Below are 19005 nucleotides of genomic sequence, written 5' to 3' on the forward strand. Positions count from 1 at the left end.
ACGGGCACCGTTCAACGAAAATATCTCCGTTCGCGCGGCCTCCGGCCGGCGGGCGGAACCCTTTGGGAGAAGAATCACATGACATTCATGAAGACCATGCTTCTGGCAGGCGCAGCGACCTTCGTCGCCGCAGGCGCATCCGCGCAGGACGCAGGCGAGATCAGCGACAACGCCATCAAGATCGGCCTCATCGCCGACATGTCGGGTCCCTACTCGGCACTCGACGGCCCCGGCTCGCAGGCGGCGATCCAGATGGCGATCGACGAGATGGGCGGCGAAGTGAACGGCGCGAAGGTGTCGCTTCAGACCGCCGACCACCAGAGCAAGGCCGATATCGGCGCCAACATCGCGCGTCAGTGGGCCGATCAGGACAATATCGACCTGATTCTCGGCGGCGCGAACTCCGGTGTCGGTATCGCGCTGCAGGAAATCACCAGCGAGAAGGGCGTCGCCTACATCAACAATGGCGGGGCGACGAACGCGCTGACCAACGAGAACTGCGCGCCTGAAACCGGGCTGCACTGGACCTACGACACCGACGCGCTCGCAAACGGCACCGCCGTCGCAATGGTCGAGGAAGGCAACAAGTCCTGGTATTTCATCACCGCCGACTACACGTTCGGCCATAATCTGCAGCAGAAGGCGGCCGATGCGGTGACGGCGAACGGCGGAGAAGTCGTCGGCAGTGTCGCGGCACCGTTCCCGAGCGTCGACTTCTCGTCCTTCCTTCTCCAGGCGCAGGGCTCGGGCGCACAGGTCGTCGGCCTCGCCAATGCGGGCACCGACACGCAGAACGCGGTGAAGCAGGCCCAGGAGTTCGGCCTCGTGGCCGGCGGACAGAAGCTCGCTTCGCTTCTCCTCTTCATCACCGACGTCGACTCGCTCGGTCTCGAGGCCGCGCAGGGTCTGACGCTGACGACCGGATTCTACTGGGACCAGGACGACAAGGCGCGCGAATGGAGCGCGAAATTCGAAGAGAAGACCGGCGCGAAGCCATCCATGGTGCAGGCCGGCATGTACTCCTCGGCGCTCCAGTACCTGAAGGCGATCGAAGCGGCGGGCACGGACGATTCCAAGAAGGTCATCGCACAGCTGAAGACGATGCCGATCGAGGATGCGTTCGCCCGCAACGGCAAGGTTCGCGCCGACGGCCTGATGGAACACGACATGTTCCTTGCCCAGGTGAAGACGCCGGAAGAGAGCACGGGAAAGTGGGACTACTACAACATCATCCGCACGATCCCGGGCGACCAGGCGTTCCAGTCCATCGAGGACGGCAGCTGCGAGGCGGCCAAATAATCGCCTGATCCGCGTTCGGACCGGCGGGCGATCCTGCTGCCGGTCCGCACCGTCGACACCTGTTCAAACGAAAAGAGCGGCGGGTCCGGCCCGCCGCTCTTTTTTGTCAGATGAAACGCTGCGGCATGCCGGCCGTTGAGGCGGCCAGGCAACCTTTCAGGCTTCGGCGCGCTGCGCGGCCAGTGCCTTCAGGTCGGCCGCCTTCAGTTCGACGGATTCGCCGCAACCGCAGGCCGACGTCTGGTTGGGATTCTTGAACACGAAGCCGGAGCGCAGCACGGTCTCCTCATAGTCCATCTCCGTGCCGAGCAGGAACAGAACGGCCTCCGGCGCGATGAAGACGCGCGCCCCGTTCTTTTCTATGGCGTCCTCGTTGACCTTCGGTTCGGTCGCGAGCTCCACCGTATATTCCATGCCGGCGCAGCCACCCTTCTTGACGCCGATGCGAACGCCTTCGGCAGGCTCCTCGCGCGCCTGAAGGATGGCGTTGACGCGGTCGGCCGCCGCGTCCGTCATGGTCAGAACTTGAAATCGGCCCACAGGCTTCGTCCTTTCCCCGGTTGAAACACCGGACATTGTCGACGCATCGCGGACCTCAAGGCAAGGCCTAATACCAGCCGACCGCGACCTGCGCCTCTTCGCTCATCCGCTCGGGCGTCCAGGGAGGATCGAACACGAGTTCGACCTTCACATGGCCGACGCCTTCGACCGACGAAACGGCATTCTCCACCCATATGGGCATTTCGCCGGCGACGGGGCAACCCGGCGCCGTCAGCGTCATCTCGATATCGACATCGCGCGTATCGTCGATGTCCACCTTGTAGATCAGGCCGAGTTCATAGATGTCGGCCGGGATTTCCGGATCATAGACGGTCTTCAAGGCGCCGATGATATCGTCGGTAAGCCGTGACAGCTCTTCCGCAGGGATCGCCGACACGGCCGCGGCGCCACTCTGCGCCATCGCGACGTTCGCCGCGGTCGTGTCCTCGGCAGGGGGGGCCGTCGGCGTGTCGGCCGTTTTTACGTCGGTCTCGTCGGACATATCATTTCCTCAGGCGAAGAAGCGGCGCGCTTTTTCGAGTGCTTCGGCGAGTTTATCCACCTCCGCCATCGTGTTGTACATCCCGAAGGATGCACGGCATGTGGATGTCACGCCGAACCGCTTCAAGAGCGGCTGGGCACAATGGGTACCGGCGCGCACGGCAACGCCCTCGCGATCGATCACCATGGAGATGTCGTGGGCGTGGATTCCCTCGATGTCGAAGGAGACGATCGCGCCCTTGCCGGGAGCCTCGCCATAGATCCGCAGCGTGTCGATGTCCTTCAGGCGTCTGTGGGCATAGGCGCCGATCTCGGCTTCGTGGGCGGCGATCGCGTCGCGTCCGACGCTCTCCATATATTGCAGCGCCGCGCCGAGCCCGATCGCCTGGACGATCGGCGGGGTGCCGGCCTCGAACCGATGCGGTGGCGCATTGTAGGTGGCGCCCTCTTCCGACACCTCGATGATCATCTCGCCACCGCCGTTGAACGGCTGCATGCGCTCCAGCATCTCTCGCTTACCGTAAAGGATGCCGATGCCCGAGGGTCCGTAGACCTTGTGCCCGGTGAACACGTACCAGTCGCAGCCGATGTCCTGCACGTCGACCCGCATGTGCACGGCGCTCTGGCTGCCGTCGACGAGCACCGGAATGTTCTTCGCGTGCGCCAGCGCGGTGACCGCCTTTACATCCACCACCGTGCCGAGAACGTTCGACATATGGGTCGTCGCGACCAGCCTGGTTCGCGGCGTGATCGCCTTCTCGAACGCCTCGACATCGATCGAGCCGTCGTCCTCGACGGGCACGAAGACCAGCTTGGCGCCCTTGCGCTCACGCAGGAAGTGCCATGGAACGATGTTGGAATGGTGCTCGGCCTGGGTCAGGACGATCTCGTCACCCTCGCCGATCTCTTGCATCGCATAGCCGTAGGCGACGAGATTGATCGATTCCGTCGCCGAGCGCGTGAAGACGATCTCCTCGCTGGACTGTGCGTTCAGGAACGCACGCACGGTCTCGCGCGAGGCTTCGAAAGCATCGGTGGCCGCGTTCGACAGGAAATGCAGGCCGCGATGAACGTTGGCGTACTCGTTCTCGTAGGCGTGGGTGATGCGCTCGATCACCTGACGCGGCTTTTGGGCCGATGCGCCATTGTCGAGATAGACCAGCGGCTTGCCGTAGACGTCCTTCGACAGGATCGGGAAATCGCGCCGGATCGCCTCGACATCGTAGCCGGTCGTCGTTTCGCGTCTCGTCGCCGCTTCCACCGTCATGCATCAAGCCTTTGGTTCGTGTCTGTCGTCGTCCTGTCCCGAAGGTAGGCCCGACCAGATGGGATCGCCAGTGACGTCAATCGTCGCGCCGCCTTTACCGCGAGACCGCCGGGACCTGCTCGGGTCCCGGCGGCCTTGCGATCGCGATCCTCAACGCGCGTCGTGGCCGGACAGCCAGGCGTCGATGCGCGCATTCAGCGCGTTCTCGACGGCTTCCTCCTCCAGCTGCTCGACCACCTCGGTGACGAACGCCTTGATGAGCAGAGCCCGCGCCTGATCCAGGGGGATACCCCGCGACATCAGGTAGAACAGATGGTTGGCATCGATTTCGCCGGCCGTCGCACCGTGCCCGCACTGCACGTCGTCGGCGAAGATCTCGAGTTCCGGCTTGGCCGAGAAATCGCCCTCGTCCGACAAGAGCAGGGAGTTGCAGGCCATCTTCGCGTCGGTCTTCTGCGCGCCGCGCGCGACCTTGATCATGCCTTGGAAGACGCCGTGCCCGCCGAGAACGACATTGCGGAACGTCTCGGTAGCGGTCGTGTTCTCAACGGTATGGTTCAGCGTCGTCGTCACGTCGATATGCTGGCCATCCTGCAGGAGGTTGACGCCGCGGATCTGGACGTCGGCGCCCTCGCCCGCGACCTCGGTGTGGACCTCGTAGCGCACGAGACCGCCGCCGGCGTTCAGGACGAAGAGCTTGAAGACCGAATCGGCCTCCAGACGCACGGACAGCTGGCCGAGATGGGTGGCGTCGAACGCCTTCTCCTGCGCGACGATCCAGAGGACCTCGGCGCCTGCGCCGACATCGAGCGTGTTGACGCCGGTCGAGGGCACGCCGGACGGTCCGCCTTCGAGGCGTTCCACGAAGATGCTCTTCGAGCCTTCGCCCAGAACGACACGGGTGAACGCGTGGCTCTGCGCGCCTGCCGCGGCGCGCATCTCGACGGGTTGGTCGAGCGTCGTGCCGGCCGCGACCGTCATCGTGTTCGAGACCGCGCCGAAGGCGACGTTGAGGGCGCGCACCGTATCGATCGAGCGATCGAGATGGTTGGGCGTCGCCTGCCAGTCGGACTGCTCATCGGACTTCTCGATCGTCAGGCCGGCCGGCAGATGGGCGTCCTGCGGCGCATCGAGGTCGATGACGGCCGAGCCATGGACGAACGGCTCCAGCATGCTCTCGCCGGTGCCGCGCAGGGCAGCGACGGCATCGTCGGTGCCGAGGCGCTTGCCCAGAAGCTGCCGCAGATCCGTATAGTGCCACGCCTCGACGCGGCGCGTGGGCAGGCCGTCGCGGCGCAGGGCCTCGATCGCGGGACGGCGGGCATTCTCGTTTTCGCCGCGGGCTTCAGCAAGCTGCAGAAGCCGCGTTTCGGCGGGCGTCCTCGGACGCAGTTCGGTCACACTCATGGGTTCACGCAGCCTCGTCGATGATCTGGCTGTAGCCTTCGTTTTCCAGCGTCAGCGCAAGGTCCTTGCCGCCGGTCTTGATGATGCGGCCCTTGTAGAGCACGTGGACCGTGTCGGGGACGATGTAGTCGAGAAGGCGCTGGTAATGGGTGATCACCAGAAACGAGCGCTCGGGCGAGCGCAGCGCGTTGACGCCGTCGGACACGATCTTCAGCGCGTCGATATCGAGGCCCGAATCGGTCTCGTCCATGACGCAGAGCTTGGGTTCGAGCAGCGCCATCTGCAGGATTTCCGCACGCTTCTTCTCGCCGCCGGAAAAGCCGACATTGAGCGGGCGCTTCAGCATGGCCATGTCGATCTTGAGATCGGCGGCCGAGGCCTTAACCCGGCGGATGAAGTCGGGCGTCGTCAGCTCTCCCTCGCCGCGCGCCTTGCGCTGGGCGTTGAGCGCGGTCTTCAGGAACGTCATCGTCGCGACGCCCGGAATCTCCAGCGGATACTGGAAGGCCAGAAAGACACCCGATGCGGCCCGTTCGGCCGGGTCCATGTCGAGAATGGATTCGCCGTTGTAGAGAATGTCGCCCTCGGTGACTTCGTAGTCCGAGCGACCGGCGAGAATATAGGACAAGGTCGACTTGCCCGAGCCGTTCGGCCCCATGATGGCAGCGATCTCGCCGTCCTTTACCGTGAGATCGACACCGCGCAGGATTTCGGTTCCCTCGTCGGCGACGCGGGCGTGGAGGTTCTTGATTTCGAGCATGTTCGTCTTTCGTCGCTGTCTTTGCGTGTGTTCGTCTGGCTCTGTTTCTGCGTCATCCTCGGGCCAGGCCCGAGGATCCAATCAACTCCCGTTCCGGGCGTTCCGTCGATCGGCCTGAACGCACCCGAAGAAGGGGACGGAATTCACCATTCCGATGAAGACAATGCGTCGATCAGCCGACGCTGCCTTCGAGCGAGATCCCGATCAGCTTCTGGGCCTCGACGGCGAACTCCATCGGCAGCTGCTGAATGACGTCCTTGACGAAGCCGTTGACGATCAGCGCCACGGCCTCCTCCTCGGGAATGCCGCGCTGCATGCAGTAGAACAGCTGGTCGTCCGAGATCTTGGACGTCGTCGCCTCATGCTCGAACTGGGCTGTCGCATTCTTCGATTCGATGTAGGGCACCGTGTGCGCGCCGCAGTCCTGGCCGATGAGGAGCGAATCGCACTGGGTGAAGTTACGGGCGTTCGACGCCTTGCGGTGAGCCGAGACCTGGCCGCGATAGGTGTTGTTGGAATTGCCGGCCGAAATGCCCTTGGAGATGATGCGGCTCGACGTGTTCTTGCCGAGATGGATCATCTTCGTGCCCGAATCGATCTGCTGACGACCGTTCGACACCGCGATCGAGTAGAACTCGCCGCGGGAATTGTCGCCGCGCAGGATACAGGACGGGTATTTCCAGGTGATCGCCGAGCCGGTTTCGACCTGGGTCCACGAGATGCGGGAATTGTCGCCCCGGCAGTCGCCGCGCTTGGTGACGAAATTGTAGATGCCGCCCTTGCCGTCCTTGTCGCCCGGATACCAGTTCTGAACAGTGGAGTATTTGATCTCCGCATCGCCGAGCGCCACGAGCTCGACGACAGCGGCATGCAGCTGGTTCTCGTCGCGCTGGGGCGCGGTGCAGCCTTCGAGATAGGAAACGTAGGCCCCCTCGTCGGCGATGATCAGCGTCCGCTCGAACTGGCCGGTGTTCTTCTCGTTGATGCGGAAGTAGGTCGACAGCTCCATCGGGCAGCGAACGCCCTTCGGCACGTAGACGAACGATCCGTCGGTGAAGACCGCCGAGTTCATCGTCGCGAAATAATTGTCCGAAACCGGCACGACGGAACCCAGATATTTCTGGACGAGTTCGGGATGCTCGCGAATGGCCTCCGAGATCGGCATGAAGATCACGCCGGCCTTCTGAAGCTCCTTCTTGAACGTGGTCGCGACCGACACCGAATCGAACACGGCGTCGACGGCGACCCGGTTTTCGCGCGGCGTCGTCTCGTTGCCATCCTCGTCATAGGTCGGTTCGGCGACCGGCTTCACGACGCCGGCCAGCATTTCCTGCTCGCGGATCGGAATGCCGAGCTTCTCGTAGGTGCGCAGGATTTCCGGATCGACCTCGTCGAGGGAGGCGGGGCCCGACATCGACTTGGGAGCCGCGTAGTAGTGAATGTCCTGGAAATCGATCTCCGGATAGTCGAGGCGGGCCCAGTTCGGGCCTTCCATCGTCTTCCAGCGCTCGAACGCGTTCAGGCGCCAGTCGAGCATCCACTGGGGTTCGTCCTTCTTGGCCGAGATCAGCCTGATGATGTCCTCGTTGAGCCCCTTGGGCGCGACATCCATCTCGATGAGGGTTTCGAACCCGTATTTGTACTGATCGACGTCGATCTTGGCGACGCTGTCGATCGTTTCCTGAACGGCCGGCATATCATTCTCCATTCTCTCCGGGGTCAAAGCCCGGGGACGGGTTTTCCTGCGCATACCGGAAAAGGAAGTCCCGGTATACAAGGTGAGATAGGAACGATGGTCCGGTTTAGTGAGCCCCATCGCCCTGTGTTTATGTCGCGCCGCCTCAGGCCGCGCGGGTTTCGGTCCGCGGTTTCGGCTTCGCCCTTTCGCAGAGTTGGCAATAGGCCTCGACGAAACGCATCAGCGCCGCCTCGTTCGTGTCGCGCCCGAAGCTGACCCGCACGGCGCCGTCCGACGGATCGAAGCCCGGTCCGGCGTTCGTGTCGGCGCACGCGATCGCCTCCAGGACATGGCTGCGGCCGATCTTGCCCGAGGAGCAGGCCGAGCCGGCGGAAACGGCGATACCGGCGAGATCGAGCCCGATCTGTGCGGTCTCTGCCTTCAGGCCCGGCGTCAGATAGGCGCTGGTGTTGGGCAGTCGTTTCGCGGCCCGCCCAAGGATGATCGTCGTCGGTGAGCGATCGAGAACGGCGCGGTCCATCCGGTCGCGGAGCGCCTCGAGGCGGCCGTCCTCGTTGCGAAGTTCAAGGGCGGCCGCGCGTGCGGCCGCACCGAATCCCGAAATCCCGGCCACCGCCTCTGTTCCCGACCGCCGGCCCTTTTCCTGCCCGCCGCCGCGGATGAGCGGAAAGGGCCGCGTCGTGGTCGACTTCAGGACGATCGCGCCGACCCCTTTCGGTCCACCCAGCTTGTGGGCCGACAGTATGAACGCGTCCGCCGGCACGCGGTCGAACGAGAGCGGCAGGCGTCCGATCCATTGGGTGGCATCGACGACGGTCCGCACATCGTGTCCGTTAACGTCCGCCATGATCCGCGCGCCGTCCTGCAGAACGCCGGTTTCCGAATTGGCGAGCCCGAAGGCGAGAAGGCCGGGCCTGCCAGCGAGGCGATCCAGCCAGGCCGCCAGCGAATCCAAACGGAGAACGCCGTCGTGATCCACATCGAGCCTGGTGATCTGGTCGGCCTCGAAACGGCCGCCCTCGACGAACACCGAATGATCGGTTTTCAGAACCGCCAATGCGCGGTGGACGATGCGCTCGCCGCCGACCAGCCAGTCGGGAACGAGCGCCATATTGGCCGATTCGCTGGCGCCGCTCGTGAAGGTGACCTCGCCCGGATTGGCCGCGATGAGCCCTGCGACCGCCCGCCGCGCCTCCTCGACCAGCGCCCGCGCGGCGCGGCCCTCCGCGTGGACGGACGACGGGTTGGCGCTCTCCAGTGCATCGACCACGGCATTGCGCGCTTCGGGACGCAAAGGCGCCGAAGCGTTGTGGTCGAGATAGATCCGGGTGCTCGCGCCGGTCATCGAGTTCCTGTCGCTTGGCGCTCCGATTGTGGCGAACGCGCAAATTCCTTGAAAAAGAGGCCCCTAACAGACTAGATAAGTCGAAGCCTGTCTGCAGTTTGGAAGAGTTCTAAACTGAAAACTATGAAGCCCGACCCTCCGCGTCAAGCTTTGCGGAATGCGATACGGGTTTCAAACGACTTTAGAAACGGAACCGAATGCCCGAAGTCATTTTTACCGGACCTGCCGGGCGCCTCGAAGGCCGCTATCAGCCGGCACCGGAAAAGAACGCGCCGATCGCGATCGTTCTTCACCCCCATCCCCGTTTTGGGGGAACGATGAACAATCAGATCGTCTACAAGCTCTTCTACATGTTTGTGGAACGCGGTTTTACGACGCTCCGGTTCAATTTTCGCGGCATCGGCCGCAGCCAGGGCGAATTCGACCATGGCTCGGGCGAACTGTCGGATGCGGCGGCCGCGCTCGACTGGATCCAGAGCATCCATCCCGATTCGAAGGAAACCTGGGTTGCCGGCTATTCTTTCGGCGCCTGGATCGGCATGCAGCTATTGATGCGCCGGCCCGAGATCGAGGGCTTCTTCTCGATCGCGCCGCAGCCCAACACCTACGATTTCTCGTTCCTTGCGCCCTGCCCCTCGTCCGGTCTCATCATCCATGGCGAAAAGGACCGCGTCGCACCGCCGAAGGACGTTCAGGTTCTCGTCGACAAGCTGCGAACGCAGAAGGGCATCGTGATCACGCAGGAGACGATGGAAGGGGCGAACCACTTCTTCTCCGACCACACCGACCCGCTGATCGCCAGTTGCTCGAACTATCTCGACCAGCGGCTCGCAGGCGAGCTGTCGGACCCGAAACTGAAGCGGCTTCGCTAGTCGCGCTTCGTCCCCGGCTTCGATATCCGTCCGCCGCTCACCGGCTCCCGGCACCCCGTGGTCGTCGGGAAGGTGAGTGGCAGGCCCCTGATCGAGCGAACGGCGAGATAGGCCCAGGCCTCCGCCTCCATCGCATCGCCATCGAAGCCGCAATCCTCGGCAAGCACCACGTCGGCCTCGTCGCCCAGCGCATCGGCAAGGTCGGAGAGGATCGTGGGATGGCGCCGTCCGCCGCCGGCGACGATCCACAGTTCCGGGCGTTCGGGCAGGTGCTCGCGCGCCTGCGCAATCCCGCGCGCCGTGACGTAACACAGCGTGCGGGCGACGTCCGAAAGCTCGCCGTCGTCTGGGTCGGGGACCGGAAAATCGAACCGGTCCAGCGATTTGGGTGTCTTTTTCGCAAAGAAGTCCGCGTTCAGATAGCGATCGGCGAGCGTCTCGATGATCGTGCCCTCGCTTGCGATCCGGCCGTTCTGGTCGAACGGAATGCCGGCCTCGCGCTGAAGCCACTGATCGATGAGCGCATTGCCGGGTCCGCAATCGAAGGCGATCGGGTCCTCGTCGCCGTCGATATAGGTGATGTTCGAGATCCCGCCGATATTGACGAAGGCGACCGGACGAATGGCGAACTCCGGTGGCAGGTTCGCCGCGAGCGCACGGTGATAGGCCGGCACGAGCGGCGCGCCCTGCCCCGCACTCTCCATGTCGCGTGCACGCAGGTCCCAGGCGACCGGAACGCCGAGCGCGCTCGCCAGACGATCGCCGTCCCCCAGCTGCACCGTCAGAGCCTCGTTCGGCTTGTGCAGCACGGTCTGTCCGTGAAAACCGACAATGTCGACATCGCACAGCGCAAGGCCGATCTCGGATGCGAAATGCCGCGCGATCTCGGCGTGACGATCGGTCAGCTTCGCCTCGATCGCGCGCAGATCGCCCGGGCGCTCGGTTCTTGCCGCAAGCCCCTTGCCCATCTCCAGCGCCTCTTCGAGCTGGCCGCGCAATTCGGTCGAAAAGCCGTAGGTCCGCGATGGCCCACGCGTCACATCGAGGACGCCATCGGTTTCGATCAACGCGATATCGATCCCGTCGAGCGAAGTGCCGCTCATCAGTCCGATCGCGCGATAGGTCGCGCGATCGCCATAGTCCGTCGCCGTCAATTTCCTCTCCGCCTCTGGCATTCAGCCGACAGGCTGATAAACGAGCCTTCAACAATCGCGGCGCCGATGGCAAGAGCGAATTGGACTTCAAGGGCACGGACGACATGAGCAGCTTTCGATCAGACTTTCTCCACGCGCTCGACGAGCGCGGCTTCATTCACCAGACGTCGGACGATACGCGCCTCGACGATCTGTTCCGGACCGAGACCGTCACCGGTTATATCGGGTTCGACCCGACGGCGAAAAGCCTGCATGTCGGCTCGCTCATGCAGATCATGATGCTTCACTGGATGCAGAAGACGGGTCACAAGCCCATCGCGCTGATGGGCGGCGGAACCGGCATGATCGGCGATCCCTCGTTCAAGGACGAGGCGCGCAAGCTGCAGACGCCGGAGCTGATCGAGGCAAACCTCGCCGGCATCCGCCGTGGCTTCGAGAACTACATGACGTTCGGCGAGGGCGCGACGGACGCGCTGATGGTCAACAATGCCGACTGGCTGCTCGACATCAACTACATCGCGTTCCTGCGCGATGTCGGACGGCATTTCTCGGTCAACCGGATGCTGTCCTTCGATTCGGTGAAGCTGCGGCTCGACCGCGAGCAGTCGCTCTCCTTCCTCGAATTCAACTACATGATTCTTCAGGCCTACGATTACGTCGAGCTGTCCAAGCGGTACGGCTGCCGGCTGCAGATGGGCGGATCGGACCAGTGGGGCAACATCGTCAACGGCATCGACCTTGGCCGCCGCATGGAAGGGGCGGATCTCTTCGCCTTGACCTCGCCACTCCTGACGACGGCCTCGGGAGTGAAGATGGGCAAGACGGCGGACGGCGCCGTCTGGCTGAATCCGGACATGAAGAGCCCGTACGATTTCTGGCAGTTCTGGCGCAACACCGAGGACGCCGACGTCGAGCGGTTCCTGAAGCTCTACACCGTCCTGCCCATGGACGAGATCGCGCGCCTCGCCAGCCTCGGCGGTTCGGAGGTGAACGACGCCAAGAAAGTGCTCGCGACGGAAGTCACCGCCTTGCTGCACGGGCGGCAGGCCGCGGACGAAGCGGCGGAGACGGCGCGTCAGACCTTCGAGGAAGGGCTTGCGGCCGACAGCCTGCCGACCGTCGGCGTGCCGCGCGCCGAGCTCGATGCGGGCACCGGGCTTCTCGGCGTGCTCGTCGCGGCGAACCTTGCCGGTTCGAACGGCGAAGCCCGGCGGCACGTCAAGGGCGGGGCGGTGAAAGTCAACGACGAGACGGTCGCGGACGAGCGCCTGTCTCTCGACGCGCGCGATCTGCGCGATGGCGCGATCAAGCTTTCGGTCGGGCGCAAGAAGCACGTTCTCGTCAAGCCGATCTGATCGGCTCACCCGTCGGCACCACAAGCACAAGGATCGACATGATGGCCCTCGAAGAAGGCAAAGCCCTCCCCGACTTCTCGCTTCCCGACGAGACCGGACGCACCGTCGCGCTCGCCGACCTGAAGGGCGCCCCCTTCGTCCTCTATTTCTATCCCAAGGACGACACGTCGGGCTGCACCAGCGAGGCGGTGGCGTTCTCGGGGCTCAAGGCCGAATTCGACGCGCTCGGAATGTCGGTGATCGGCATCTCGCCCGATCCGGTGAAGAAGCATGTGAAGTTCCGCGACAAGCACGACCTGTCGGTTCGCCTCTTGTCGGACGAGGAGAAGGTTTTCCTCGAGGCCTGCGGCGTGTGGGTCGAGAAGTCGATGTATGGCAAGACCTATATGGGCGTCGAGCGCACGACCGCCCTCGTCGGTGCGGACGGCACGGTGGTGACGCTGTGGCGCAAGGTGAAGGTGCCGGGTCATGCCGAAGCGGTTCTGGAGGCCGCCAGAGCCCACGCGTCCGCCTGATGGCCGGCGATCCGTCCGACCGCTCGCCGTCAACGCTACGCCAGGCGGCAATCCTGGCGCTGCGCGCCTGCGATGTCGAAGAGAAGCGCCGCGCGACCAATCTGGCGGGCCGCCTGTGGTTCGCCCGCACGCTGGGGCTCCACGCGCCGGACGACGATCCCCTGCCCGACCGCCCCGGCCGACCGGCCAGACCCGAACTCGTCCATCCGCGGACGGTGAAACGCCGCTCGGTCCATTCCGAGGCCGGGCGGGTCTCGCTTATCCACGCGATCGCCCATATCGAGCTCAACGCCATCGATCTCGCGCTCGATATCGTCGCCCGGTTCGCCGATCAGCCGATCCCGCGCTCGTTCTTCGATGGCTGGATGACGGTCGCGCTCGAAGAGGCGAAGCATTTCGGCCTGCTGTCCCGTCGCCTCGAGGAGCTGCACTCCTTCTACGGCGCGCTGCCGGCCCATGACGGGCTCTGGCAGGCGGTCGAGGAAACCGCGCACGATCTCGCCGCCCGCCTTGCCGTCGTGCCGCTGATCCTCGAGGCGCGCGGCCTCGACGTCACGCCGTCGATGATCGACCGACTGACCGATGCGGGCGACCCGGAGACGGCCGCGATCCTGAAGATCATCTACCATGACGAGAAGAAGCACGTGGCGATCGGCGCCAAATGGTTCCGGTTCCTGTGCGCGCGCCAACGGGTCGATCCCGCCAAGCGCTTTCACGATCTGGTGCGGGAATGCTTCCGGGGCGAGGTCAAACCGCCTTTCAACGACCGCGCGCGTGCCGAAGCGGGTCTCACGCCCACGTTCTACCGGTCCCTCTCGCCCCTGTCGCGCTGATCGGAACGGCCGGTCGACCGTTCCGCACGCCAGTGCGAAAGGCTTTGTTAAGGTTAAGCGCTTCTAATCGGGCCGCGTGGAGCGTCGTTTAGACGGTCGCTTCGCACGGTTTTCGAACGAGCCCTGGAGTGCCTGACCGCCATGACCGCGACCGTTGGACAAAGGCAGAGTTTCGGGCGCAGACGGCTACCGATCACCTTCGTCGTGGCCCGCGGCGAAAGCGTCCGGCACGTGACGGTCGATCCGCGCCGGATCATGCGCGGTGCGGTTCTGCCGGTGCTCGGCTGCATCCTCCTGTCGGGCTTCGCCTACTTTGCCCTTCCCGGGTCGACGCACGAGACGGTGCCGACCGAGACGGCCCTGCGGCAGACCTACGAAATGCGTCTTGCGAACCTGCGCACCCAGCTGGACGAGGCGACGAGCCGTCAGTTCGTGGCCCAGAAGATGGTCGAATCGAAAGTCGACGTTCTCCTCACCCAGCAGGAATTGATCGCCGAGCGCTACGAGCGACTCGAGCCGATCTTCGAGCGCGCGCGCGAAAACGGCATTCTTCCCGCGTTCACTTCGCTGGGCACCCCGGTGCCGACGCCGCGCCCCGACCTTGCCGGACTGCCGCTCGACGGGGAGTCGTTCGGCGCGGCGCCGGCCGCCGCGGGCGCGACGTCGAACGATCGACCGGAATTGGCCGACACGGCCGTGGGACCCGCCGATCCGGCGCGCGACGCCGCTGCGGTGCCCGATCTCCTGGACCCGATCGAGACCGCATCCCTGCGCCAATCGACGATCGATATCTCGCAGGATGATCTGTCCGGTTTCGGCCGGGCGATCGATTATGCCGAACTGCAGCAGATCGCCAACCTGAAGGCGTTGACCAGCGAAGCCGTCGAACGCTCGATCGAGATCGCATCCGTCCTGTCCTCGGTCGGCATCCGGCACGAAGCAAGCATCGAGAGCGGCATCGGCGGGCCTTACGAGCCGGTTCCCGAGGATGCCGGCTTCGAAACCTATTATGCCGAACTCGACAGCGCGCTCGACCATCTGGAAGGGTTGCGCGGACTTTCGGAGGGATTGCCGTTCGAGGAGCCAATGAGCGGCAAGCTGATGTCGTCCCGTTTCGGCATCCGATCGGACCCGTTCCTCGGGCGTCGCGCCCTGCACGCGGGGATCGATTATGCGGTTCGCACCGGAACGCCGATCCGCTCGACCGCGTCCGGAACGGTTCTTCGCGCCGGATCTGCCGGTGGCTACGGCAATCTGGTGGAGATCGATCACGGAAACGGGCTGACGACGCGTTTCGGCCATATGTCGCGCATCGATGTGAGCATCGGCGAAACAGTCGAGCGCGGCGCGACGATCGGGGCGGTGGGCTCGACGGGGCGCAGCACGGGCCCGCACCTGCATTACGAGATCCGCCGGAACGGCCAGGCGATCGACCCGATGCGCTTCATTCAGGCGGGACGCGCGATCGACCGGATCGGCTGATCGCCGTCATTCAGGAAGGGGCCGGCACGCGTTCCGCGCCGCCCCCATCCGATGTCCGTCAGGTCTCAGTCCGCCTTGTCGGCGTTCTGCCGCGCTTCGACGCGTTGCGCGAGGGCCGCTTCCATGAACTCGTCGATCTTGCCGTCGAGCACATCCTGCGGCGAGGTGCTCTCGACGTTCGTCCGCAGGTCCTTGACCAGCTGATAGGGCTGGAGAACGTAGGAGCGGATCTGGTGACCCCACCCGATGTCGGTCTTCGATGCCGCTTCCGCATTCGCCTCCGCCTCGCGCTTTTCGAGCTCGGCCTCGTAGAGCCGGGCGCGCAGCATGTTCCAAGCCGTGGCGCGGTTCTTATGCTGCGAGCGCTCCTGCTGACAGGCGACCACGATGCCCGATTCGATGTGCGTGATGCGCACGGCCGAATCGGTGGTGTTCACGTGCTGGCCGCCGGCACCCGACGCACGATAGGTGTCGATGCGCACGTCCGATTCGCTCACATCGATATTGATCGTGTCGTCCACCACCGGATAGACCCAGACCGATGCGAAGGAGGTGTGGCGCCGCGCCTGGCTGTCATAGGGCGAAATCCGCACGAGGCGGTGAACGCCCGATTCGGTCTTGGCCCAGCCATAGGCGTTGTGCCCCTTGATCAGAAGCGTCGTGCTCTTGATCCCGGCCTCTTCGCCGCCCTGCTCTTCCAGCACCTCGACCTTGAACTTCGAGCGCTCGCCCCAGCGAATGTACATGCGCTGCAGCATCGCGGCCCAGTCCTGGCTCTCCGTTCCGCCGGCACCGGAATGGACTTCCATATAGGTGTCGTTCGCATCGGCTTCGCCGGACAGCAGGGTTTCGATCTGGCGTTTGGCGGCGTCCGCCTGAAGCGCGCGAAGCGCGGTTTCCGCTTCCGTCACGATCTCCTGGTCGCCCTCGTCCTCGCCCATCGCGATGAGTTCGACATTTTCCTCGATCGAGCGTTCGAGATGGCGGATCGCGGCGATGCTGGAATCGAGATTCTGACGCTCGCGCATCATGGCCTGGGCTTCGGCCGGATTGTCCCAGATGGTCGGATCCTCGGCCTTGTTGTTCAGATGGTCGAGACGCCGGAGTGCCTGATCCCAGTCAAAGATGCCTCCTCAGCAGCCCGATGGTCTGCTTGGTCTCGTCGACGATATGTTCGATTTCGGCGCGCACGGCGCTGTCCTCCATGAATGTTCATTCAACGAAAAGGGACGGTCGCAAGCGCCGCCCCTCGTCTTGTCGCGGAATATAGCGGTGCGGGTCCGCCTTGGCTAGTTGGGCCGCGGCGAAGTCGGCCTAGAACAAGCCGCCCGCGCCCTGCGAGATCGCCTGGCGCGTCTGGTCGGAAACCACTCCGCGCTGAACGTCGGAGGCGATCGCGTCCATTCCGATGACGCTGTAGCTGTCGGCGGGACCCGTGCCAGGCTTGAAGGCTTCCATGATGACCCCTTCGCCCGTGCCCGAGGCACGCATGCCGTTGGAGCGGTTGACGGCGATGACCTCCATGCCCTCCGGCACGGTGAACTCGACCGCAGGCTTGCCCTCCATCGCCTTGCTCATGAAGTCGACGAAGACGGGCGCGGCCAGACCGCCCCCCGTCGCGCCCTTGCCCATGGGGCGCGGCTGGTCGTAGCCCAGATAGACGCCGACGACGAGATCGGGCGTGAAGCCGACGAACCAGACGTCCTTTTCCTCGTTGGTGGTGCCGGTCTTGCCGGCGACCGGGAAGCCCAGGGCCTTGACCGAGGTGGCGGTTCCGCGCTGGACCACGCCTTCCATCATGGAGGTGATCTGGTAGGCGGTCATGGGGTCGAGAACCTGGTCGCGCTCGTCGACGAGCGTGGGCTCGGCCTGGCCGCTGTAGCCGCTGACATTGCACTCGGCGCAGAAGCGCTGGTCGTGCTTGTAGATGGTGCGACCGTACCGGTCCTGGACGCGGTCGATGAGGGTCGGCTCGATCGCGCGCCCGCCATTGGCGAGCACGGAATAGGCGCCGACCATGCGCAGCACCGTCGTCTCGCCCGCTCCCAGCGACATCGGGAGGAAAGGCGCGAGCTTGTCGTAGATACCGAACCGCTCGGCATATTCCGCGACGAGCTTCATGCCCATGTCGCGGGCGAGCCGCACCGTCATCAGATTGCGGCTCTTCTCGATGCCGAGCCGCAGCGTGGACGGGCCGGCAGCGCCGCCGCCGTAATTGGACGGGGTCCAGTAGCCGCCATTGCCGTCGGGCATGGAAATCGCCGCATCGAGGATGACCGATGCAGGCGTGTAGCCGTTGTCGAGCGCCGTCGCGTAGACGAACGGCTTGAAGGACGAGCCGGGCTGGCGATAGGCCTGACTTGCGCGGTTGAATTCGGATTCGGCGTAGGAAAACCCGCCGACCATGGCCCGCACGCGGCCGGTCTCGGGCTCCATGGCGACGAGACCGCCCTGGATCTCCGGTGGCTGGCGCAGGCGCCAGGCATCGCCGTCGCCGTCCTCGACCTTCTCGACATAGACGATGTCGCCGCGATCGAGGACTTCGGACACGGATCCGACGGTCCCCTGCTTTTCTTCCGTGTTGAGGCGCATGGCCCAGGCCATGTCCGATTTGGCGATCGTTCCGATCTCGCGCTCGGAGCCCAGCTTGTCGCCGGCGTCGCGTCTCGGCTGGAGGCCGATGCTGGCGGATTCGCCGTCGACCGACAGGACGATGGCGAGCCGCCACTGCGGAACGTCGTCGAAGGCTTCGATCGCGCCGACCGCTTCGCCCCAGTCACCGCCGATCTCGACATTCTTCACGGGCCCGCGAAAACCGCGCGCCGTGTCGAATTCGACCAGCGCAGACTGCAGCGCGGTGCGGGCGAGTTTCTGCATTTGGGGGTCGAGCGTCGTGCGCACCGACAGTCCACCCTCGTACAGCGCGTCAATGCCGTAGCGATCGACGATCTCGCGGCGCACGTCCTCGGTGAAATATTCGGCTGTCGCAAGATAGGTGCCCGTCGGACGCGGATTGATGCCGAGCGGCTTGCTCTTGGCGAGATCGGCCTCCTGCTCGGTGATGAAACCGTTGCTGGCCATCTGGGCGATGACCCAGTTGCGGCGCGCGATCGCGCGCTCCGGATTGCGATAGGGATTGTAGTTTTCCGGCGCCTTCGGAAGCGCACCGAGATAGGCCGCCTCCTCGATCGTCAACTCGTTGACCGATTTGTCGAAATAGCTCAGCGACGCCGCCGCCACGCCGTAGGCGCCCATGCCGAGATAGATCTCGTTGAGATAGAGTTCGAGGATCTTGTCCTTCGAATAGGCCTGCTCGATGCGCATCGAGAGGATCGCCTCCTTGACCTTGCGGTCGAAGGTGCGCTCGTTCGACAAGAGAAAATTCTTCGCGACCTGCTGGGTGATGGTCGAGGCGCCCTGCATGCGGCCACCCTGCGCCAACACCACGATGGCGCGGCCGATACCCTCGATGTCGACACCGGGGTGGGAATAGAAATTCTTGTCCTCGGCGGCGAGGAAGGCGTTCTTCACGCGCGAGGGCATCGCCTGGATCGGCAGGAACAAACGGCGCTCGCGGGCATATTCGGCCATCATCGCGCCGTCGGAGGCGTGAACGCGCGTCGTGACCGGCGGCTTGTAGTCGGCCAGCACCTCGTAATCGGGAAGCGTCTGCCCGATCTTCTCGACATACCAGGCAAGACCGCCGGCGAAGATGAGAAAGAAAACGGAGCCGATTCCGAAGAAATAGCCGATCAGTCTGATCATCGGTGATTTACCCACTTCCCAGCGTGGAACGACCGCCGGATATCCAAGAATGTTAACCCCTCGAACCAAGCGATCCCCATCGCTTCGCCCGTTCCCGCCCGACGCCTCGAAACGCGCGGCGAGGTGCTGCGCTTCACGATCGCGTGCACGTTAACGCTTTGATCGTAAAATGCGGCAGAGCGATGGTCTGTCGCATTTTTCGACGAACTTG

16 protein-coding genes are annotated in these 19005 nt (G+C 64.3%); 6 read left to right on the forward strand and 10 right to left on the reverse strand.

What is annotated here, in order from left to right; translation table 11 throughout:
- Nucleotides 1-87: 87 nt before the first annotated feature.
- The gene (locus U0C82_RS15805; protein ID WP_322188509.1) at nucleotides 88-1299 is read left to right on the forward strand and encodes an ABC transporter substrate-binding protein; all 1212 of its coding nucleotides are present in this window, start codon (nucleotides 88-90) and stop codon (nucleotides 1297-1299) included.
- Nucleotides 1300-1455: 156 nt separating this feature from the next.
- Here the strand turns inward: U0C82_RS15805 and sufA are convergent, their stop codons facing one another.
- The 7 genes from sufA to U0C82_RS15840 form a co-directional block, all read right to left on the reverse strand.
- Entirely contained in the window at nucleotides 1456-1839 is a 384-nt protein-coding gene (gene sufA / locus U0C82_RS15810) for a Fe-S cluster assembly scaffold SufA (RefSeq protein ID WP_322188359.1), read from the reverse strand.
- Between the two features lie 67 nt (nucleotides 1840-1906).
- Nucleotides 1907-2260 (reverse strand): SUF system Fe-S cluster assembly protein, encoded by a 354-nt coding sequence (locus U0C82_RS15815; RefSeq protein WP_322188510.1) that lies wholly within the window; start codon nucleotides 2258-2260, stop codon nucleotides 1907-1909.
- Nucleotides 2261-2350: 90 nt separating this feature from the next.
- Nucleotides 2351-3607, reverse strand: a complete 1257-nt coding sequence (locus U0C82_RS15820; RefSeq protein ID WP_322188361.1) for a cysteine desulfurase — start codon at nucleotides 3605-3607, stop codon at nucleotides 2351-2353.
- 150 nt (nucleotides 3608-3757) lie between these two features.
- Nucleotides 3758-5014, reverse strand: a complete 1257-nt coding sequence (gene sufD, locus U0C82_RS15825; protein ID WP_322188363.1) for a Fe-S cluster assembly protein SufD — start codon at nucleotides 5012-5014, stop codon at nucleotides 3758-3760.
- A gap of 4 nt (nucleotides 5015-5018) precedes the next feature.
- Nucleotides 5019-5774, reverse strand: coding sequence for a Fe-S cluster assembly ATPase SufC (sufC, locus tag U0C82_RS15830; RefSeq protein WP_322188365.1), 756 nt, complete (start codon nucleotides 5772-5774; stop codon nucleotides 5019-5021).
- A gap of 172 nt (nucleotides 5775-5946) precedes the next feature.
- Nucleotides 5947-7470 (reverse strand): Fe-S cluster assembly protein SufB, encoded by a 1524-nt coding sequence (gene sufB, locus U0C82_RS15835; RefSeq protein ID WP_322188367.1) that lies wholly within the window; start codon nucleotides 7468-7470, stop codon nucleotides 5947-5949.
- Between the two features lie 145 nt (nucleotides 7471-7615).
- Nucleotides 7616-8818, reverse strand: a complete 1203-nt coding sequence (locus tag U0C82_RS15840; protein WP_322188369.1) for a cysteine desulfurase family protein — start codon at nucleotides 8816-8818, stop codon at nucleotides 7616-7618.
- Between the two features lie 197 nt (nucleotides 8819-9015).
- Here U0C82_RS15840 and U0C82_RS15845 point away from each other — a divergent pair, with 197 nt between their 5' ends.
- The gene (locus tag U0C82_RS15845) at nucleotides 9016-9690 is read left to right on the forward strand and encodes an alpha/beta hydrolase (RefSeq protein WP_322188371.1); all 675 of its coding nucleotides are present in this window, start codon (nucleotides 9016-9018) and stop codon (nucleotides 9688-9690) included.
- Here U0C82_RS15845 and U0C82_RS15850 read toward each other — a convergent pair.
- Complete coding sequence (locus U0C82_RS15850) at nucleotides 9687-10844, reverse strand: anhydro-N-acetylmuramic acid kinase (protein ID WP_322188373.1); 1158 nt, start codon at nucleotides 10842-10844, stop codon at nucleotides 9687-9689. The genes U0C82_RS15845 and U0C82_RS15850 overlap by 4 nt on opposite strands.
- 104 nt (nucleotides 10845-10948) lie before the next feature.
- On the opposite strand from U0C82_RS15850, the gene tyrS reads away from it, so the two are divergent.
- The 4 genes from tyrS to U0C82_RS15870 all read left to right on the forward strand — a co-directional run bounded on the left by tyrS (nucleotide 10949) and on the right by U0C82_RS15870 (nucleotide 15029).
- Entirely contained in the window at nucleotides 10949-12199 is a 1251-nt protein-coding gene (gene tyrS, locus U0C82_RS15855) for a tyrosine--tRNA ligase (protein ID WP_322188375.1), read from the forward strand.
- 38 nt (nucleotides 12200-12237) lie between these two features.
- Nucleotides 12238-12714, forward strand: a complete 477-nt coding sequence (locus tag U0C82_RS15860; RefSeq protein WP_322188376.1) for a peroxiredoxin — start codon at nucleotides 12238-12240, stop codon at nucleotides 12712-12714.
- A complete protein-coding gene (locus U0C82_RS15865) occupies nucleotides 12714-13547 on the forward strand; it encodes a ferritin-like domain-containing protein (RefSeq protein ID WP_322188378.1) in 834 nt (277 codons plus the stop codon). Before U0C82_RS15860 ends, U0C82_RS15865 begins: the two co-directional genes overlap by 1 nt.
- A 141-nt stretch (nucleotides 13548-13688) precedes the next feature.
- Entirely contained in the window at nucleotides 13689-15029 is a 1341-nt protein-coding gene (locus U0C82_RS15870) for a M23 family metallopeptidase (protein ID WP_322188379.1), read from the forward strand.
- Nucleotides 15030-15094: 65 nt separating this feature from the next.
- Here the strand turns inward: U0C82_RS15870 and prfB are convergent.
- Both prfB and U0C82_RS15880 read right to left on the reverse strand, forming a co-directional pair.
- Nucleotides 15095-16220 (reverse strand): peptide chain release factor 2 gene (gene prfB / locus U0C82_RS15875; RefSeq protein WP_322188512.1). Its coding sequence is split into 2 segments (ribosomal slippage): nucleotides 15095-16153 and nucleotides 16155-16220, totalling 1125 coding nucleotides; the frame shifts between segments, so codons are not numbered across the junction.
- A 123-nt stretch (nucleotides 16221-16343) separates the two neighbouring features.
- Entirely contained in the window at nucleotides 16344-18794 is a 2451-nt protein-coding gene (locus tag U0C82_RS15880) for a penicillin-binding protein 1A (protein WP_322188381.1), read from the reverse strand.
- Nucleotides 18795-19005: the final 211 nt, after the last annotated feature.

It is taken from the genome of Fulvimarina uroteuthidis (genome assembly GCF_034321785.1).
GTDB lineage: Bacteria > Pseudomonadota > Alphaproteobacteria > Rhizobiales > Rhizobiaceae > Fulvimarina > Fulvimarina uroteuthidis.

Bases quoted from the DNA above. Each gene is read 5' to 3' on its own strand.
- U0C82_RS15805 (WP_322188509.1), top strand. From the start codon at position 88: ATGAAGACCATGCTTCTGGCAGGCGCAGCGACCTTCGTCGCCGCAGGC.
- U0C82_RS15815 (WP_322188510.1), bottom strand. From the start codon at position 2,260: ATGGCGCAGAGTGGCGCCGCGGCCGTGTCGGCGATCCCTGCGGAAGAG.
- U0C82_RS15820 (WP_322188361.1), bottom strand. From the start codon at position 3,607: ATGACGGTGGAAGCGGCGACGAGACGCGAAACGACGACCGGCTACGAT.
- sufD (WP_322188363.1), bottom strand. From the start codon at position 5,014: ATGAGTGTGACCGAACTGCGTCCGAGGACGCCCGCCGAAACGCGGCTT.
- sufC (WP_322188365.1), bottom strand. From the start codon at position 5,774: ATGCTCGAAATCAAGAACCTCCACGCCCGCGTCGCCGACGAGGGAACC.
- sufB (WP_322188367.1), bottom strand. From the start codon at position 7,470: ATGCCGGCCGTTCAGGAAACGATCGACAGCGTCGCCAAGATCGACGTC.
- U0C82_RS15840 (WP_322188369.1), bottom strand. From the start codon at position 8,818: ATGACCGGCGCGAGCACCCGGATCTATCTCGACCACAACGCTTCGGCG.
- U0C82_RS15845 (WP_322188371.1), top strand. From the start codon at position 9,016: ATGCCCGAAGTCATTTTTACCGGACCTGCCGGGCGCCTCGAAGGCCGC.
- tyrS (WP_322188375.1), top strand. From the start codon at position 10,949: ATGAGCAGCTTTCGATCAGACTTTCTCCACGCGCTCGACGAGCGCGGC.
- U0C82_RS15860 (WP_322188376.1), top strand. From the start codon at position 12,238: ATGATGGCCCTCGAAGAAGGCAAAGCCCTCCCCGACTTCTCGCTTCCC.
- U0C82_RS15865 (WP_322188378.1), top strand. From the start codon at position 12,714: ATGGCCGGCGATCCGTCCGACCGCTCGCCGTCAACGCTACGCCAGGCG.
- U0C82_RS15870 (WP_322188379.1), top strand. From the start codon at position 13,689: ATGACCGCGACCGTTGGACAAAGGCAGAGTTTCGGGCGCAGACGGCTA.
- U0C82_RS15880 (WP_322188381.1), bottom strand. From the start codon at position 18,794: ATGATCAGACTGATCGGCTATTTCTTCGGAATCGGCTCCGTTTTCTTT.